Raw genomic sequence first — 17,526 nt, forward strand, 5'->3', positions numbered from 1 at the left:
TTTCAAAAAAATAAGGAGGTGATAAAAATGGGTTCGGAAACAGAGCAAGAAATTTTACAAGTAATAGCTCAACTGAAAGAACTAAGCCAAAAAAAGGATTTTGAAAAAGCGATAGAATCATTAGAAGAACAACGCATAATTCTCGACATTAATCCACAGGCATTTTGTTCAAGAATAAATTCACTCTGTGGGAAATATGTTTTAACATAAAAAGAAAAGCTATGAGGCATCTATTATTTGCCTCTTTTTTTTGGACTCGCCCTGAGCTTGCCGAAGGGTTGATTTCTTAAAATATTTTTGTTACTATAATATTATGAAGAAAGACATCCATCCAAAATACTACCCAAATGCACAAGTGCGGTGCGCGTGCGGCAATAGTTTTACTATTGGCTCAACAAAAGAACTCATTGAAATTGAGATTTGTTCTCAATGCCATCCTTTTTATACTGGCAAAGAAAAAATTATAGATACTGCTGGAAGAGTTGAAAAATTTAGAAAACGGCTTGCCAAAAAAGAAACGAAAAAAAGAAAAAAATAAAATATGACTGATGAGAACGAATCAAAAATTGACTCAGTAATTATAGAAATCAGGGCTGGGGCTGGAGGAGAAGAAGCTGCTTTATTTGCAGCTAATTTATTTAGAATGTATACAAGATATGCTCAAAATAAAGAATGGAAACAAAAAATTTTAGATTCCCAAAGAACAGAACTTGGCGGATATAAACAAATAACATTTGAATTAAAAAATGAAGAGGCCTGGCCTCAAATGAAATATGAAGGAGGAGTTCATAGAGTTCAAAGAATTCCAGAAACAGAAAAAGGGGGGAGAACGCACACTTCCACGGCAACTGTAGCTGTTCTGCCAAAATCAAAAAAAACTCAAATTAAAATAGATTCAAAAGATTTAAAAATTGATATTTACAAATCTTCCGGGCCAGGAGGACAAAACGTCAACAAAAGAGAAACAGCAATTAGAGTAACCCACTTGCCTACTGGAATAATAGTCACATCTCAAACAGAAAGAAACCAGTTAGAAAATAAAGAAAATGCTTTAAGCATTCTGGAGGCACGGCTTTTAGAAAAAAAACAAAGAGAAGAAGAAGAGAAAATTAAAGGAACAAGAAATGCCCAGATTCATGCGGCGCAAAGGGCAGAGAAAATTAGAACTTATAATTTTCCTCAAGACCGTATTACTGACCATCGCATAAAAAAATCCTGGCATCATATTGAAAAAATTATGGATGGAGAATTAGACAAAATGGTTAAAACTTTAGAAAAAAATCTAAAAAATTAAATTTTTACTTCTCGCTTTCAAGCTTAGCAATGTCTTTTTCGTATCTATCAGCTAAGGACACTACAGACCTTCCGTAAAATTCTTCATATTTAGTCCAAGCGCTTCCAGAGAAATAATGCATGGCTGCTTTAAATTCATTTTTTGTACAGCCTAATTCTGTCAGGTAAATACCAGACGCTAAAAAAGCGTCTTTTATATTCCAAGGATCAGCAGTTTTTCCAGTCACTGCTTTTATTTTATCTTTATATAAAACCCAAGTAGAAGGAATAAACTGGGCTGGACCCATTGCCCCTCCCCAGCCATAAGGTTTGCCTTTATAATACATACAGCAGGAAACAGGCGTGCTATAAGGATCTCTTCCTAACGATTTAGTAATCTCTAAAAACTTAGGAATACTTTTAGGCCCCATTGTCTTAGGCGCTGTTCTACCAGTTTTTATGTAAATTCCATCACCGGTCTTTGTATTTTTTAAATAGCACTGTCCAACATTCTTACCAATATTTGATTCTTGAGTTAAAATCGCCAGTAAAAATGCAGGACGAATTCCAGTGACTCCCTCAACATATTTAGCTAATTCATATGCTTCGCCAAAAGTTGGTGCTTTAGCGACACCAACTAACTCAAAAATACGAGCTCTTATTTCAGAAGCAGTTTTATCTGTTGCCTCCTTGTCTTTAATATACTTTTGATATTCTTTTTCTGTTAATTTAAGAAAATATTCCTTCTCTGTTTTTATTTCTGCATTTTCTTGTTTTTGTAAATTATAAACAGCAAGAGTCTTTTCTCTGTCTTCTTTTTCTCCATCTAATGATTGTTTTTGATTTTCCAAATATGTCTTCAAACTTTTAATATTTTTTAAAATTTCTTGGTTTTCAGAGTTAAGTATTTCTAATGCCACTAAATTATCAAAAAAATCAGAAAGCTCTTTTTCTGAAAGAAAAATCTCAATTAATGATTTTTGGTCTTCTTCATAAATAAGACGCAAAAGCTCTGCCATGTTTTCTTTTAAATCTTCAATTCCTAATGTGGTTTCATCTATTGATGATTCAGTGTCTGTAATTTGCAAGCCAAGGTCTTTTATTATTAAACTGCTCTGATTAATTTTATAATTTAAGTTTTGAATTTTCTTTCTTAAACTATAAATTTTGTTTTCCAGGCTTTTTTTCTCTGTTTCGGTTTTATTAATATCCTTTTCTATTTCCTCGCTTTTTTCTACAAAATATGCTTCACACTTTCTTAAAAAACTTTCATAGTCATTCTTTGAAAGCTCGCTTTCCCTTTTTTCAATATTTTCTATCTGGCATTCTTTTTCTAAGTTTTCTTCAGCCAATAGAAAAAAATTTGGCAAAGCTAAAGCCAAAATAAGTAAAATTAAAAGTATTAATTTATAAAAACGAAAAAACATATTATTTTGTTTCTCCAAATTATTTTTCTTCCTTGCCCGCCGAAGCTTCAGCAGAAGCAGGTTCTTCTTTCTCCGCCTCTTTCTCCTCTTTCTCCTTCTCTCCTACTTTTTCAACTTCCTCAACTTTTTCTTCAACTGGCTTTTCTAATTCTTCTTCTACTTTTTCAGGCGGAGTCACTAAAACTATAACTTCCTCCTGTTCTTTTAAAACTTTTACTCCTTCTGGAACTTGCAAATCTTTTACCATAATACTATCTTCAAAAGTTTTTAAACTTTCAACATTAACCTTAATACTGTGAGGAAGATTTTGTGGAAGGGCTTTTACTTCTATCTCTTTAATATTTTTCACTAATGTTCCTCCTAATTCTTTTACAGCTGGTGCTTCTCCTAAAAATTCTAAAGATACTGTTGCTTCTGTTTCTTCATCTAAAACAGGCTGGTAGAAATCAATATGGATAAAACTACCTTTTAAGGGATCTTTTTGGAAATCGTGAATTAAAACCAAGAACTCATTTTCACCAACTTTTAACTTGATTAAAGAACTCTCGCCTGCTTCTTTAAAAACTTTTTCAAATTCTTTTTCATTAACTTGTAAAGAAAAGTTTTTAATTTTCGGACCATACAAAACCGCAGGTAAAAAACCCTCTTGCCGGAGAGTGTCTGTCTTCTCTTTTTCATCTCTAATTTCGGCTGATAAACTAAGCATAATCGCTTCGCTTTCATTTTAACATTTAAACATATTAACAAAAAATAAATTTAAAAATGTTAAAATGTTAGTATGTTAATATGCTAAAATGATTATTCTTTAATATGGATACACTGCGCCGGGCATCCTTCAGCTGCTTCTTTGGCGCAATCAATTTCTTTAATTTCTAATTCTTGTTCTTCTGAATCATCTTCAGTACCCTTAAGATGCGGTTTATTATCTTCTCCAATCTCAAAATATCTCGGGCATACTGCCTGGCATGCCCCGCATCCAACACATTTTGATTTATCTAAAATAATCTTTGGCATAATGCTTGTGTATTGTATCAGAATATAAGCAGAAAAGTCAAGAAAATTCTTAAATGCTTTGATTGTAAATCTTTAAAGAATCATCAACTGTTTTGTTTTCAACAGTGATAGCGTAAATTGCATTGCACATTGCTACTGCTTCTTTAAATCCTTTTTGATGAATGTTTCTTCCAGTGGCATTTCCGCATGCTCCAACCTCAATTTGATCATACAACCGTTGTAAAAACACTTTAACATCTACTGAAGAACCGCCTGCACATACAACTCCTGTTCTGCCTGCTGACTGAATCGCTTCCTTTAATAATTCCTTTGATTCTTCTCCTTCCATTTTTGGATAATTAATCTTGACAAAATCACTACCCAAACAAGCAGCCACACCTGTTGCGCCTGCAATTAAATGCGGATCTTTTTCATCCTTTACTGCTTTTCCTCGCGGGTATATCCAAAGAACTGTTAAAAGACCATTTTTATGCGCCTCATAAACCATTCTCGATGCTTCCCTCAACATTTCTACTTCATATTCACTCCCTAAATAAATTGTATATCCAACAGCAACTATCTTTAAACCAGAATTTTTCTGAAATTCAATAACTTCATTAATATGAGTAATTTTTCCACTATACGGATCTCTCTGTTCTGTTTTAATAAGATTCGTCTTTGAATTAAGTTTTACAAGATACTGAATATTTTTATAATCAGCACCATATTTAGCAATAAGTCCAAGCTGTGTAGCAAAGACTCCGATTTTTGCCTTGCTTGCAATTCGGAAAAGATGCTCTGGATTAGCATCATCAGGATGTATCCCTTCACCACAAAAATCTTTGTTCAAATGCTCTATTTTCTGATCTCCGGCAAAAAGCATTATCCTGCCGGAATTATGTGTTATATCCAAATAATTTTGAATATATTTTTTTTGCATTGCTTTTGGAACATCCAAAGGCGCTTTAATTGTTTTTTTCATATAATATTTTTTCTAAATTTTTAATGAGACCTTTGTTGCCAACATAAGTTGGAACTCTTTGATTAATGCTTTCTGGCTGAATATCTAATATTGACCCTGCACCATTAGTTGAAGAGCCACCTGCTTGCTTTATAATAAACGACATTGGATTGCTTTCAGCTAATAATCTTAATTTTCCATTTGGTTTGGTACTAAGCGCTGGATAAGCAAAAATCCCGCCATAATGAAGAATTTGATTAAAATCACCAACAAACGCGCCGCCATATCTTAATTTATATCCCTCTGCTTCTAATCCTTTAATATATTTTCTAAACCTAGGAAGCCAATCTTTGCGCAAACCGCCGATTCCATATAACTTACCTGGCTCTGGAAGTTTTATATTTTTTTTCTTAAGTATAAATCCTTTTCTGGTATGTAAAAATTCATTAACTCCATTTCTTGTTGCATAAACTAAAGTCATCACAGGACCGTATAAAATATACAGCGCACCCATCTGGTATTTTCCTTTAACTGGCAGGTCTTTTTTATATATGCCAAAAATTGTACCGACCAAATTATTGCTTTCAATGTTTGAAGAACCGTCTAATGGATCCAGGGTAATACTAAATGTCCCTTTGTTATCAAGTTTTACCACATCTTCCTGTTCTTCTGATGTCATCATCTTGATCAATCCTGATTTTTTTAATTCATCAGTTATAAATTCATCTGCCCATTTGTCTGCAACTAATTGTGTTTCGCCAAATACATTTTTTGTATCTGCCTTGCCTCGCCTGTACGGAAGCTCTTGGCTTATCCTTTCTGCGATATCAGCTATCTTTACAATCAAATCTGCCAGCTCTTTATCGTTTTTTTTCACATATTCTTTTAATGTAAATGTTTTTTCCATATTTATATCATTATATCACTTGTTTTTCTTTTTTGCCAAATTTAAAATTGTTTTGATTACTGTATCTGGATTTAAAGAAATGCTTTCAATCCCCTCTTGAACTAAAAATTCGGCAAATTCTGGAAAGTCGCTCGGTGATTGGCCGCAAATTCCACAGTATTTTTTCTTTTGGCAGCAAAGAGTAATTACTTTTGAGAGCATTTTTTTTATAGTCTGGTCTCTTTCATCAGTAATATGAGCAATGCGTGCGTTGTCCCTATCCATTCCTAAAGAAAGTTGAGTTAAATCATTTGAGCCAATTGACATTCCATCAAAAATCTCTAAAAACTCTTCTGCTAAAATAACATTGGAAGGAATCTCGCACATTATTATTACTTTTAAGCCGTCTTTTCCTTTTTCTAATCCAAACTTTTTCATTAAATCTAAAACTTTCTTCCCCTCTTCTACTGTCCGGCAAAAAGGAACCATTAAAGTAATATTTTTTAAGCCAAAAACATCTCTGGCTTTTTTTATCGCCTGGCATTCCATTTTAAAAGCTGGCTGAAACTCTTTATCTAAATAACGGCAAGCGCCCCTAAATCCCATCATTGGATTTGCTTCTTCTTGTTCAAAAAGTTCGCCGCCAATTAGATTTTTATATTCATTGGTTTTAAAATCAGAAAATCTTAAAATCACTTCTTTTGGATAAAACGCTGCCGCGATAATAGCTATCCCCTCAGCTAACTTATCAACAAAATACTGCTTTTTATCTTTATACCCAATGGTTATTTTCTCAATTTTTTTCTTTAATATTTTGTCTTTTAATTTTTTATAGTGATACAAAGCCAATGGGTGTATTCTAATTTTTTCAGCGATAATAAACTCTTGTCTGGCCAGGCCTACTCCGTCATTAGGCAAAAAAGATGATTTAAAAGCAATATCCGGAGTACCAATATTAAGCATAATTTTTGTTTTCAGTTCAGGAATCTTTTTTAAATCATATTTTTTAACTTTAAAGCCAATCTTTCCTTGATAAATCTTACCGTCTAATCCTTGTGTGCAATCAACTGTTATTTCCTCGCCTGTTTTTAAAACCTTTGTTCCGTTTAATGTTCCTACTATGCAAGGAATCCCTAATTCCCTTGAAACAATTGCTGCATGACAAACCTTAGAACCCTCATTAGTAATAACTGCTGAAGCATTTCTAATAATCGGAACCCAATCAGGATCAGTCATTTGCGTTACTAAAACTTCTCCTTTTTTAAAATCTGAAATTCTTGCAATATCTTTAATAATATGCACTTTCCCCTGCCCGATTTTATTTCCAACAGCAATACCTGTCAAAATAGGATTTTTTGATGTTTTTATTTGATATTCTTCATAAAATTGAATTTTTTTAGGAATATGCACTGTTTCTGGTCTTGCCTGAACAATAAATAACTCTCCTGTTTTTCCATCTTTTGCCCATTCAATATCTTGAGCCATCTTATAATGTTCTTCAATTAAACAAGCCCATTTTGCCAAAGTAAGAATTTCTTTGTCATTTAAACTAAATTTTGTTTGCTGTTTCTCTGCGACACTAATTTCTTTTAATCCTCCATTTTTATTATAGATGTATTTTTTATTCTTTCTTCCTAAATTTTTAGAGATAATTGACTTACACCCTTGTTCCAAAGTTGGCTTGAAAACATAAAATTCATCAGGAGTAATCTTTCCTTTAACGAGCATCTCACCTATTCCAAAAATAGAGTTAATTAAAACTATATCTTTAAAACCTGTCTCAGTGTCCATGGTGAATATTACTCCAGCTGTGCCTAAATCCGATCTAACCATTTTTTGAACACCAACAGAAAGAGCAATTTTTAAGTGATCAAAACCTTTCTCCTCACGATAAGCAATAGCTCTATCAGTAAATAAAGAAGCCATGCATTTTTTAATGGCTTTTAATAATTCTTCCTCGCTGGAAATATTCAAGTATGTTTCGTGCTGTCCGGCAAAACTCGCGCTTGGCAGGTCTTCCGCAGTAGCCGAACTTCTAACAGCTACATCAGTATTCTCCTCTCCATATTTTTGAGATAGTTTTTTATAATTTTCTAAAATCTCTTTTTTTAAATCCTGTGGAAACTCGGCTTTTGAAATAAATTGCCGAGCCATTTTCCCGGTTTCTTGAAGCGACTTTATGCTTTTTGGATTGAATTTTTGAAAAATCTCTTTTATTTTTTTGTCTATTTTATTTGCTTTCAAAAAATACCAATAGGCTTTTGAGGTTAATACAAAACCATCAGGAATATTAATTCCCTTTTTAGTTAATTGCGAAAACATCTCACCCAAAGAAGCATTTTTGCCGCCAACCAAAGCAACATCATCTTTAGAGATGTCCTTATACCATAAAATATATTTTTCTGACTTTTTCATAAAATTTTAAACAAACACCCGGTGTTTGTATAAATGATTTAAATTAAAAAAATTGGAATATGCCTAAAGTTAATAATGTAACTAATAAACCGGCTATGAGTATTCCGATAAAGATTAAAGGCAGGGCTGTTTTAAAAGGAATTCTGAAAATAAATGCGCAGATTGAACCAGTCCAGGCGCCAGTAAAAGGAAGAGGAATAGCTACTAAAATCACCAAAGCCAGCTCTTTCCAGTTTTTAAACTTATTACTGTGATTTTTTCTATTTCTCTCAAAAAGCCAGGCGAAAAAACGGTTAAAAGAATAAAAATGATGACTCAAATATTTTGAAATCGGTCCTAAAAACCAAAGCAGAAAAATAGCTGGAATTAAGTTGCCAATAACAGAAAAAAAATAAGCTGACCAAACTGATAAATCATACACTTCTAATGCATAAGGGATAGATATCCGAAGTTCGCCTATCGGCGCCATTGCCAATAAAAATGTTTTTAATTCTAATATCATTGTTTTCTTAAATACTCTGCTGCTTTTTCCGGCTCAATAGTAGAAATCTCCATTCTGGTCCCTATTTCAAATCCGGCCCAAGTTGAAGTTTTTGGCAAGATGGTCCAATGCCAGTGATAATGATCGTAATTTCTTCCATCGCAAGGAGCAGTGTGGAGATAAAAATTGTAAGCTGGATCATTTAAACCTTTATAAAGCTTGCTTAATGCTTTTTGAAATGCCTCTGCTAAATGCTGTTTTTCTTTTTCAGTAATTCTTTCAAAATAAGAAAGGTGTTTTTTAGGAGTAATAATAACTTCAAAAGCCATTTTAGAGGCAAAAGGACAAATAACTAAAAAATCATTGTTTTCAAAAACTACTCTCTTTTTATTTTTCCTTTCCCAATCGCCCATTAAACAATAAAGGCATTTTTTATGAGCTCTGAAATATTTTTTAGAATTACGGATTGCTTTCTTTAAATCAGTATCAATAAGAGGCGTAGTTATAATTTGAGAATGAGGATGAGCAATTGAAGCGCCTGATTCTATACCATGGTTATGAAAAATTGAGATATAATTGACAAACTTTTCTTTCATTAAACTTAAATATCTTTCTTGATAAATATCTATTACTTCTTTAATCTGTTTTATTGAAAATTGAGTCATTTGTTTATTATGGTCTCGAGTAATCACTACTTCGTGAAAACCCACTGCGTTCATCTTCTCATATAAGCCCCCTTCAATATGTTTATCTATTTTTGAATTAGGAATAAAGGCAGGATATTTATTTGGTACAGAAATTGTTGTCCAATTTTTTGGAATCTTGCTCCCGGGTTTAAATTTTATTTTTTTACCATTGGAAAATAAAATTGTTGGCATCTCCTGAGTATGAATTTGGCAAAAAGGACAATCTTTTTTAGAAACCTTTTCTATTTTTCTTCTTTCTTTTTTAAAAGTTTCCGGCCTCCGCGCCCTGCCAGTCGCAATAACAACCCAATCCTTTGAAGCGAGATCAAAACGTAATTCGGAAGGAAATTTCAGTTTTTGGTTTTTAGACATATTTTTTACTAATTAAATTCCATCTAATTTGAAATACTTCAATTAACATTTTTACCATTGACTTGAATCCTACTGTACTTGCTTGATCGTTTATCCAAACAACTGGAATTTCTTTTATTTTATAACCAAGTTTTTTAACTAAAACTAAAACTTCCACATCAAAAGCAAAACGGTTGATTTTACATTTCGGAAAAATATCTTCCACTGCTTTTTTAGTAAAACCCTTAAATCCGCACTGGGTATCCCATATTCCAAAAAGTCCGGAAATAATCTGGACAATTAAATTAAAGATATTACCAAGCATTATTCTCCACCAGGTCTGAGGGACAGTAATAACTGCTCCCTTAATATCCCGCGAACCAATTACAACTTCATAACCATTTTGAAATTCTGGCCACATTTTTTCTATTTGGTCAATTGAGGTAGAATTATCAGCGTCAGTAAAAACTCTGTATTTCCCCTTTGCTTCTAATAATCCCTGTCTAACAACATAACCTTTGCCGTGGTTTGTTTTATTGTTAATTATTCGTAAATTCTTAATTTCAGGGATTACTTTTCTTACAACCTCTGCAGTTCTATCTGGAGAACCGTCATTAACTACAATAATTTCATAAGCATATGTCTGTTTTGACAAATACTTGTCAATTTCTTTTAATGTCTTAACAATCCTTTTTTCCTCTTTATAAGCAGGGACTATAACTGAAAGGTAAATTTCATTGAGCATTAAATTATTTTAGCACAAAATTGAAAATAAAAACAGAAAAACTACGAGAAATGTTCTCGCGTAGTTGCGTGCTGGACATACAGCACTGACGGCCGTCAGTAATATATGTCCAGACTATATTTCTGTCAATACTCGACAGCCGTGTTCGGTGACTGCCATTTGGTGTTCAAAATGAGCTGATAGAGAGCCATCTATAGCTTCAAAACCATTGCCATCTTCTGATTTTCTAATCTTCCAATCACCTGCTGTCACCATTGGTTCAAGGCAAAAAACCATGCCTTGTTTTATTTTTGGACCGGCATGGCGTTTGCCATAATTCAAAATTTGAGGATCTTCATGCAATTCTTTGCCAATGCCGTGTCCGCAAAGCTCGCGCACAACATTAAAACCTTGCGACTCAACATATCTTTGAATCGTATTCCCAATATCTCCAAATGTATTTCCAGGCCTGACTTTTTTAATTCCCCTTTTCAAAGCTTTTTTGGTTACTCTAATTAAACGTTGAGCTTCTAAAGAAATCTCTCCTACTGGAACAGTAACTGCCATATCAGCAAAATACCCTTTCCATCTTAATCCTAAATCCAAAGACAAAATATCGCCTTGTTTTAATTTGTAATAAGAAGGAACTCCATGAACAATTACCTGATTAATAGAAGTGCATAAAGCCGTAGGAAAACCGCCATAGCCCTTAGAAATTGGACCTTTAAATCCCGGCTCTGCCCCATATTTAAAAATATGGCTTTCGGCAGCCATATTTAATTCTTTAGTAGTAATCCCTGGCTTAATCATGTCCACTAATTGTTTCATAATCTTTGCCAGGATTTTACAACCTTCAGCCATTATCCTAATTTCTTCCGGAGTTTTTATTGAAATCATTAACTTTTGGAGAACTGTTCTCGGCTCTGCCGAGAACAGTTCTCGGTATTTTTGCCAGTCACAAAGTAGCACGATCGTGTTAGTTTGTGACGCTAATTTTTATTTTGATTTTGAATTTATGGCTTTTAGAATATCTTTAAAAACATCTTCAATTGGTTGCTGACCATTGATTTTTATAAGACGGTTTTGGTTTTTATAAAATTTAGCTGTTTGAGCTACTCTATTATCATAAAAATCTAATCTACTGTTTATTGCTTCTGGACTATCGTCAGCCCGAGTAATCAATTCTCCGCCGCATTTGTCGCAAACTTTTAATTTTTTAAATTCGCCAACCCATGGAATTAAATGCCCGCACTTTTTACAAATTCTTCTTTTTGATAAACGGCCAAATGCTTCTTCTCTGGAAATATCAATCAATAAATTAAAACAGGTTTCTTTTCTTTCTAAAAAATCTAAATATCTGTCTAATGTTTGAGCTTCATTAACTCGGCGAGGAGCGCCATCAAGAATAAATCCATGGTTTTCTTTAAGATTATAAGCAAGTTCATGCATCCATAAAGCAGCTGCTAAATCATCAAACGGCAGACCTCCTTCTTTTATTATTTTTTGAACTCTTATGCTCGTATCTGTATTAGCTTTGGATAAATCTCTAAACAAATCACCAGTAGAAACATAAAATAGATTTCCAAAATGCTTCATCAAAAGTTTTGCTTGTGTCCCCTTTCCTGAACCAGATCTCCCTATTAAAGTAAAATTTAATGGCTTAGACATATTTAAAATGTATCGTAATCTCTCATTTGTAGTTGGGAATTTATTTGTTTTATAGTTTCTAAGACAACGCTCACAATAATCAACAAAGATGTTCCTCCTATTAAAAAGGAAAATGTTTGAACGCTGGTTATACCGCTTACTATAAAAGGCATTACTGCAATTAAACCTAAGAACAAAGCTCCGAAAAGCAAGACTCTGTTTAAAATATATTTCAAAAAGTTTGCAGTGGAAGAACCTGGCCTGATACCAGGCACAAATCCGCCCATTTTCTGCAAATTAGTAGCAATCGCTTTAGGGTCAAATGTTACTGCTGTATAAAAAAATGTAAATAAGACCACTAGAATAAAATAGAACATTCCATAAACTAAAAGATTTCTTTGCGGATCAAAAAGATTACCAAGAGTTTGGGCGATATTGCCCACCATTCCTCCTACACCTCCTAAAAAACTGGCAATCATTCCAGGAAAAAGCATAATAGCAAGAGCAAAAATAATAGGAATAACACCAGCAGGATTAAGATTCAATGGCAAATAAGTAGATACGCCGCCATACATCTTCATCCCCCTTACTCTTTTAGCATAAGAGACAGGAATATTCCTGCGCGCCTCATTAACTAAAACAACGCTGAAAATTATAACCAAAGCTAAAACAAAGAACAAGACATAAGAAAGAGTTTTCTCAGGGCTTGATTCAACGTCAAAATAACTTTGATAAATAGACATTGGAAAAGCTGCAATAATACCGGCAAAAATTAAAAGAGAAACACCATTACCAATTCCTCTTTCAGTAATTAATTCTCCCAGCCACATTAAAAAGACCGCTCCTGCTGTAATGCTTAAAACAGCAGCCAGCAGCAAAACTGGAGAAGCAAATTCAACTACTGGCGGACTCTGGCGCTGAAGCAGACTCAACATTGCAAATCCCTGTAAAGCGGCAAAAGGAACAGTTAATATTCTTCCGTATTGATTGAATTTCCTGCGGCCTGCCTCTCCTTCTTCTTTATACATTTTTTCCAACTGCGGAAAAATCATTGTCAAAAGCTGAAGAATAATGACTGAAGTAATATACGGGCCCAATCCCAGCATGACAATAGAAGACCTTTCCAATGCGCCGCCTGTGAATAAATTTAATAAACTTAAACTTTCATTGCTGGCAAAGAACATCTTTAGATTCTCAAGATTTACTCCAGGAACAGGAATATTTGCCATTAATCGAAAAACAGCAAAAATAAACAGAACAAAAAAAAGTTTGTTCCGCAAATCATGAATTTTAAATATTTGGATAAGCTTATTAAACCACATGTTCGCTTACGCTCAAGTTAAAAATTAAAAGTGAAAAAGTAAAAAGTTGCGAAGAAAACAGATTTTTCAAATTCTGGGGCGTGGGCGCGGCGAAGCCCGAAGGAGGGCTGAATTTGAAAAATTTTGTTTTCATAGCAAATGATTTAGTTTCTCATATAATTGTGCCGCCGGCTTTCTCTATCTTCTCTTTTGCTGATTTTGAAACATCACATCCTTCAATCGTCAATGACTTGGTTAGTTTTCCATTGCCTAAAATTTTTACTTTCAGCGCCTTCCCTTTTATTCTACGAATTATTTCCTTTTTAAACAAGACAGAAGGACTAATTTTGTCTCCGTCTTTAAACTGCTCTAAACTGCTAATATTAACTATTGTCGGTTTTACTTTCCATTTATTAAATTTATATCCCCTAAGTTTGGGGTATCTCTTAATTAATCCGCGGATAATCGGCTCTGAAGTTCTTCCAGCGCGCGATCTCTGACCTTTCATTCCTCGACCAGAATAAGTACCGCGTTTACCGCCGCGGCCTATCCGTTTTTTTTGTTTTGCTTTATGTTTTGGCTTAATTTGATTTATCTGCATGTTTTCGAAGCAATAAATTTAGCTTTTTGGTTTTAATTTTTCTAATGCTTGAATAGTTGCTTTGGCATTGTTAAGTTTGTTTCCAGTCCTTCCAAGAATCTTTGAAGATATATTCTTTATACCGGCTAAATCACAAATTACACGGACTGTACCGCCAGCAACTAACCCCCTTGTTTTTCTTTGGGGTCTAAGTAAAACCTTAGCTGCTCCGAATTTAGAAATAATCTCATAAGGAACAGTGCCTTCTACAATAGGAATTTCAATTAAATTTTTCTTTGCTAAACGTGTAGCCTTTTCAATCGCTTGGGCCACATCCTTGCCTTTGGAAACACCTAATCCAACCTTTCCTTTTCTATTGCCAACAACCATAACAGCGCGAAATCTCATCCGGCGTCCGCCGGCTGTCATCCTGCTTACTCGAGTTAAATCTAATAATTTAGAATCAAACTCATCTTTTGGTTTTTCTTTTCTTATAAATCTTTCCATATAATTTAAAAATTTAGTCCTCCTTTTCTTGCTCCCTCGGCTAACGCTTTGACTCTTCCATGATATTTATATCCGCCCCTGTCAAAAACCACTTTTTTAATTTTCTTCTCAACGGCCTTTTTAGCAATCAGTTCCCCAATTTGATTAGCAATAAAGATTTTAGTGGTTTCTTTATTTTTTGCTTTTTTAATTTCAAACTCACTTGAACTTAAAATTGTCTTACCTTTTTCATCGTCAATTAGCTGGGCATAAATATATTTATTTGAACGAAAAATACAAAGCCGCGGAATTTTAGCTGTCCCAGATATTTTAACTCTTACTTTTTTATGCCGTCTATATCTTTTTTCTTGTTTTTTTAACATATTATTCTGCGGCTACTGCCTTTTTACCTACCTTTTTCCTGACTATTTCATTAATATATCTAATTCCTTTTCCCTTATACGGCTCCGGCGGTTTTACTTTTCTTATTTTAGCAGCGACCATGCCAACTAATTCTTTATCAATACCTGAAATAGTAATAATATTTTTTTCTACTGATAATTTTATGCCATCTAAAGATTTAATTTTCACTGGATGGCTAAAACCGATGTTTAATATTAAATCATTTCCATCTAAAGAGGCCTTGTATCCCAAACCTTCTATTTGAAGCTTTTTCTCATAACCATCTTTAACGCCTTGTATCATATTGGCTAAAAAAGCTCTAGTCAACCCCCAAAAAGCATTAATCTCTTTTGCTTGCTTTCCTGATTCTTTTCTTGAAGTCGTTTTCTGGTTTTCTTTTTTAGGAAAAACGTAAACTTCTTGAGTTTTAATTTCAATATCAATTTCAGGCCGAACCTCTTTAGAAAGTTCGCCTTTAGGACCCTTAACTGTAACTTTCTGACCATCAATTTTTAGTTCGACACCATCTGGTATTTCAATTGGTTTTTTGCCTATACGACTCATAAATCATTTTAACATTTTAGCATTTAAGCATTTTAACATAATAAATTAAAATTTTGTTTAAATGTTAGCATGTTTGTATGTTTAGATGAACTTTACCATATTTCACATATTACCTCTCCTCCTAATCTATTTTTTCTTGCTTCTCCATCAGCCATCAATCCTTTTGATGTGGAAATAATAGCTGTTCCAAATCCTCCTTTTATCTTCCTTATTTTCTGATAAGGAATATAAATTCTCTGTCCTGGCTTTGAAATCCTTTTTAACTCAGTGATAGCCGAAATATCTTTATTATATTTAAGAGAAAGTTCTATTATTTTTTCTGTCTTTCTTTTCTTTTTTTCCGTTTTTTTAATGTATCCTGTCTTTTCTAAAATCTTTGCAATTTCATATTTGAAAGCTGAAAAAGGAATATCAACCGTAGGCTTTAATACGGCTTGAGCATTTTTTATTCTATTAAACATATCAGTTACTGGATCAGTCATAAAAATTCATTTTAACATTTTAACATTCAAACATTTTAACATAATAAATTAAAATTTTGTTTAAATGTTAGCATGTTTGTATGTTTAGATGCAAACTACCAGCTTGATTTCTTTACTCCTGGGATTTGCCCTTTATTCGCCATTTCCCTGAAACAAATTCGGCATAGTCCAAATTCTCTTAAATAGCCTCTCTTTCTGCCGCATCTAAAACATCTCCTTACAATACGAGTTGAAAATTTGGGTTTTTTATTTGATTTTGCTATTTGTGATTTAGTAGCCATCTTATTTCTTTATTGGGAAACCTAATAATCTTAATAATTCTAATCCTTGCTCTCTTTTTTTTGCTGTGGTTACAATAGTAATCTCAAAGCTAAAAAGGAATCTTGTTTTCTCCGGGGATATTTCTGGAAAAGATATATGTTCTTTTATAGCAATAGTTAAATTTCCTTTTTGATCAATTGATTTAAGCTCAATACCTTGAAAATCACGTGAACGAGGAAGCGCGATATGAATTAATCTATCTAAAAAATCATGCATTTTTTGTTTTCTTAGAGTCACTTTGGCTCCAATCTCCATACCCTCACGGATTTTAAATGTAGAAATAGATTTCTTTGCTTTAGTTAAAACTGGACGTTGTCCGCATATTAAAGCTAAATCATGGACAATTGCTGCCTTAATTTTCTTTTTTTCATCAGATGTTTTATCTGTTATCATTCTGCCAAAACCAATATTAACCACTACCTTTTCAACATTAGGAACAGCCATACTGTTTTTGTATCCGAACTTTTTTTTCATAGCCGGCACAACCTCTTTAATATATTTGTCTTTTAGTTTGACAACACTCATTTTAACATTTTAACATTTAAGCATTTTAACATTTCTGATTTTATTTTTTGTTAATATGTTAGTATGCTTAAATGTTAGTATGATTTAAATTTCTCCTCCGCACTTTTTACAAATTCTTATTTTAATCTTCTTCGATTTGCTGGCAGATCCTGCTTTTGGCTTTACTATTTTATATTCTATCCTTGCCGCTTTTTTACATTTAGTGCAAATCAGCTTCACATTTGAGACAGAGATTGAACCAGGCATTTCTACTATCTGTCCTTTTTCACCAGTTTTTTTAGGCCTAACACTTTTTTTTCTTATGTTTATGCCTTCAACTAAAATTCTTTGCCCTTTAGGCAAAGCTTCAAGAACCTTGCCTTTTCTGGTTCGGTCCTTGCCTGAAATTATTAATACTGTATCGCCTTTTTTTATCTTCATGTTTTATACAAGATCCTTTGCCATTCCAGCTATTTTATCAAATCCTTTTTCTTTTAACTCTCTGGCAACAGGGCCTAAAATTCTTCCTCCTTTTGGTTCTTTAGTTTTACCCTCAAGAATTACTCCTGCATTATCATCAAAACGAATATAAGAACCATCTGAACGCCTATATTCTTTTTTCTGCCTGATGATTACTACTCTAACTTTATCATGTTTTTTAACAATTTTCCTTGGCTCTGCTTTTTTCACTGCTGCTACTACTATATCTCCAATTTGAGCATATCTTCTCCTGGTGCCGCCGAGCACCTTAAAACACTGAGCAAGTTTGGCTCCGGTATTATCTGTTATTTTTAACATTGTTTGCGGCTGAATCATATCTTTTTAATTACTACCCATCGTTTGTCTTTTGATATTGGCCTTGTTTCTTCAATTATAACCCTGTCGCCGACATTAAATTCTCCATTTTCATTATGGGCTTTATATTTTTTATGCATTTTATATCTTCTCTTATATTTAGGATGGACTTTTATCCTTTCTACCTCTACCACTATTGTCTTTAACATTTTATTAGAAACAACTATTCCTTTTAATTTTTTCTTCAT

General features: G+C 33.3%; 25 protein-coding genes. 3 read left to right on the forward strand and 22 right to left on the reverse strand.

The annotated features are described in order from the left end of the window. The first annotated feature begins 27 nt into the window (after positions 1 to 27). The 3 genes from KAT95_01815 to KAT95_01825 all read left to right on the forward strand — a co-directional run bounded on the left by KAT95_01815 (position 28) and on the right by KAT95_01825 (position 1,294). Positions 28 to 210 carry a hypothetical protein gene (locus tag KAT95_01815; protein ID MCK4520582.1) on the forward strand — a complete coding sequence of 61 codons (183 nt, stop codon included), beginning with the start codon at positions 28 to 30 and terminating at the stop codon, positions 208 to 210. 103 nt (positions 211 to 313) lie between these two features. After that, positions 314 to 538: a 50S ribosomal protein L31 gene (rpmE, locus tag KAT95_01820; GenBank protein MCK4520583.1), complete on the forward strand. Its 225-nt coding sequence runs from the start codon at positions 314 to 316 to the stop codon at positions 536 to 538. A gap of 3 nt (positions 539 to 541) precedes the next feature. Continuing rightward, a complete protein-coding gene (locus KAT95_01825) occupies positions 542 to 1,294 on the forward strand; it encodes a PCRF domain-containing protein (protein ID MCK4520584.1) in 753 nt (250 codons plus the stop codon). A 4-nt stretch (positions 1,295 to 1,298) separates the two neighbouring features. Here the strand turns inward: KAT95_01825 and KAT95_01830 are convergent, their stop codons facing one another. The 22 genes from KAT95_01830 to rpsQ all read right to left on the reverse strand — a co-directional run bounded on the left by KAT95_01830 (position 1,299) and on the right by rpsQ (position 17,526). Next, entirely contained in the window at positions 1,299 to 2,699 is a 1,401-nt protein-coding gene (locus tag KAT95_01830; GenBank protein MCK4520585.1) for a lytic murein transglycosylase, read from the reverse strand. A 19-nt stretch (positions 2,700 to 2,718) separates the two neighbouring features. Further along, complete coding sequence (locus KAT95_01835) at positions 2,719 to 3,405, reverse strand: 50S ribosomal protein L25 (protein ID MCK4520586.1); 687 nt, start codon at positions 3,403 to 3,405, stop codon at positions 2,719 to 2,721. Positions 3,406 to 3,497: 92 nt separating this feature from the next. Next, positions 3,498 to 3,713 (reverse strand): ferredoxin, encoded by a 216-nt coding sequence (locus tag KAT95_01840; protein MCK4520587.1) that lies wholly within the window; start codon positions 3,711 to 3,713, stop codon positions 3,498 to 3,500. 49 nt (positions 3,714 to 3,762) lie between these two features. After that, the gene (locus tag KAT95_01845) at positions 3,763 to 4,674 is read right to left on the reverse strand and encodes an aldolase (protein ID MCK4520588.1); all 912 of its coding nucleotides are present in this window, start codon (positions 4,672 to 4,674) and stop codon (positions 3,763 to 3,765) included. Continuing rightward, on the reverse strand, positions 4,658 to 5,560 hold the full coding sequence (locus KAT95_01850; GenBank protein MCK4520589.1) for a fructose-1,6-bisphosphatase: 903 nt from the start codon (positions 5,558 to 5,560) through the stop codon (positions 4,658 to 4,660). The genes KAT95_01845 and KAT95_01850 overlap by 17 nt, the downstream gene beginning before the upstream one ends. A gap of 15 nt (positions 5,561 to 5,575) precedes the next feature. Continuing rightward, complete coding sequence (gene ppsA / locus KAT95_01855) at positions 5,576 to 7,954, reverse strand: phosphoenolpyruvate synthase (protein ID MCK4520590.1); 2,379 nt, start codon at positions 7,952 to 7,954, stop codon at positions 5,576 to 5,578. Positions 7,955 to 7,997: 43 nt separating this feature from the next. Then, positions 7,998 to 8,456, reverse strand: coding sequence for a small multi-drug export protein (locus KAT95_01860; GenBank protein MCK4520591.1), 459 nt, complete (start codon positions 8,454 to 8,456; stop codon positions 7,998 to 8,000). Next, positions 8,453 to 9,493 (reverse strand): galactose-1-phosphate uridylyltransferase, encoded by a 1,041-nt coding sequence (galT, locus tag KAT95_01865; protein ID MCK4520592.1) that lies wholly within the window; start codon positions 9,491 to 9,493, stop codon positions 8,453 to 8,455. The genes KAT95_01860 and galT overlap by 4 nt, the downstream gene beginning before the upstream one ends. Beyond that, on the reverse strand, positions 9,486 to 10,205 hold the full coding sequence (locus KAT95_01870) for a glycosyltransferase family 2 protein (protein ID MCK4520593.1): 720 nt from the start codon (positions 10,203 to 10,205) through the stop codon (positions 9,486 to 9,488). The genes galT and KAT95_01870 overlap by 8 nt, the downstream gene beginning before the upstream one ends. 126 nt (positions 10,206 to 10,331) lie before the next feature. Continuing rightward, entirely contained in the window at positions 10,332 to 11,093 is a 762-nt protein-coding gene (gene map, locus KAT95_01875) for a type I methionyl aminopeptidase (protein ID MCK4520594.1), read from the reverse strand. A gap of 99 nt (positions 11,094 to 11,192) precedes the next feature. Continuing rightward, positions 11,193 to 11,864 carry a nucleoside monophosphate kinase gene (locus KAT95_01880; GenBank protein MCK4520595.1) on the reverse strand — a complete coding sequence of 224 codons (672 nt, stop codon included), beginning with the start codon at positions 11,862 to 11,864 and terminating at the stop codon, positions 11,193 to 11,195. 2 nt (positions 11,865 to 11,866) lie between these two features. Continuing rightward, positions 11,867 to 13,165, reverse strand: coding sequence for a preprotein translocase subunit SecY (secY, locus tag KAT95_01885; protein MCK4520596.1), 1,299 nt, complete (start codon positions 13,163 to 13,165; stop codon positions 11,867 to 11,869). A gap of 151 nt (positions 13,166 to 13,316) precedes the next feature. Beyond that, entirely contained in the window at positions 13,317 to 13,745 is a 429-nt protein-coding gene (gene rplO, locus KAT95_01890) for a 50S ribosomal protein L15 (protein MCK4520597.1), read from the reverse strand. Between the two features lie 18 nt (positions 13,746 to 13,763). Beyond that, on the reverse strand, positions 13,764 to 14,231 hold the full coding sequence (locus tag KAT95_01895) for a 30S ribosomal protein S5 (protein MCK4520598.1): 468 nt from the start codon (positions 14,229 to 14,231) through the stop codon (positions 13,764 to 13,766). A gap of 5 nt (positions 14,232 to 14,236) precedes the next feature. Next, complete coding sequence (locus KAT95_01900) at positions 14,237 to 14,593, reverse strand: 50S ribosomal protein L18 (GenBank protein ID MCK4520599.1); 357 nt, start codon at positions 14,591 to 14,593, stop codon at positions 14,237 to 14,239. Position 14,594: 1 nt separating this feature from the next. Continuing rightward, complete coding sequence (gene rplF / locus KAT95_01905) at positions 14,595 to 15,176, reverse strand: 50S ribosomal protein L6 (GenBank protein ID MCK4520600.1); 582 nt, start codon at positions 15,174 to 15,176, stop codon at positions 14,595 to 14,597. Between the two features lie 92 nt (positions 15,177 to 15,268). After that, a complete protein-coding gene (rpsH, locus tag KAT95_01910) occupies positions 15,269 to 15,658 on the reverse strand; it encodes a 30S ribosomal protein S8 (protein ID MCK4520601.1) in 390 nt (129 codons plus the stop codon). A gap of 95 nt (positions 15,659 to 15,753) precedes the next feature. Next, a complete protein-coding gene (locus KAT95_01915) occupies positions 15,754 to 15,939 on the reverse strand; it encodes a type Z 30S ribosomal protein S14 (GenBank protein ID MCK4520602.1) in 186 nt (61 codons plus the stop codon). A 1-nt stretch (position 15,940) separates the two neighbouring features. Beyond that, complete coding sequence (gene rplE / locus KAT95_01920; GenBank protein MCK4520603.1) at positions 15,941 to 16,504, reverse strand: 50S ribosomal protein L5; 564 nt, start codon at positions 16,502 to 16,504, stop codon at positions 15,941 to 15,943. 84 nt (positions 16,505 to 16,588) lie between these two features. Then, positions 16,589 to 16,924: a 50S ribosomal protein L24 gene (gene rplX / locus KAT95_01925; GenBank protein MCK4520604.1), complete on the reverse strand. Its 336-nt coding sequence runs from the start codon at positions 16,922 to 16,924 to the stop codon at positions 16,589 to 16,591. 3 nt (positions 16,925 to 16,927) lie between these two features. After that, positions 16,928 to 17,299, reverse strand: a complete 372-nt coding sequence (gene rplN, locus KAT95_01930) for a 50S ribosomal protein L14 (GenBank protein MCK4520605.1) — start codon at positions 17,297 to 17,299, stop codon at positions 16,928 to 16,930. Next, positions 17,296 to 17,526 (reverse strand): 30S ribosomal protein S17, encoded by a 231-nt coding sequence (gene rpsQ / locus KAT95_01935; protein ID MCK4520606.1) that lies wholly within the window; start codon positions 17,524 to 17,526, stop codon positions 17,296 to 17,298. The genes rplN and rpsQ overlap by 4 nt, the downstream gene beginning before the upstream one ends.

Source organism: Candidatus Parcubacteria bacterium (assembly GCA_023131895.1).
GTDB lineage: Bacteria > Patescibacteriota > Minisyncoccia > Minisyncoccales > JAGMDC01 > JAGLYZ01.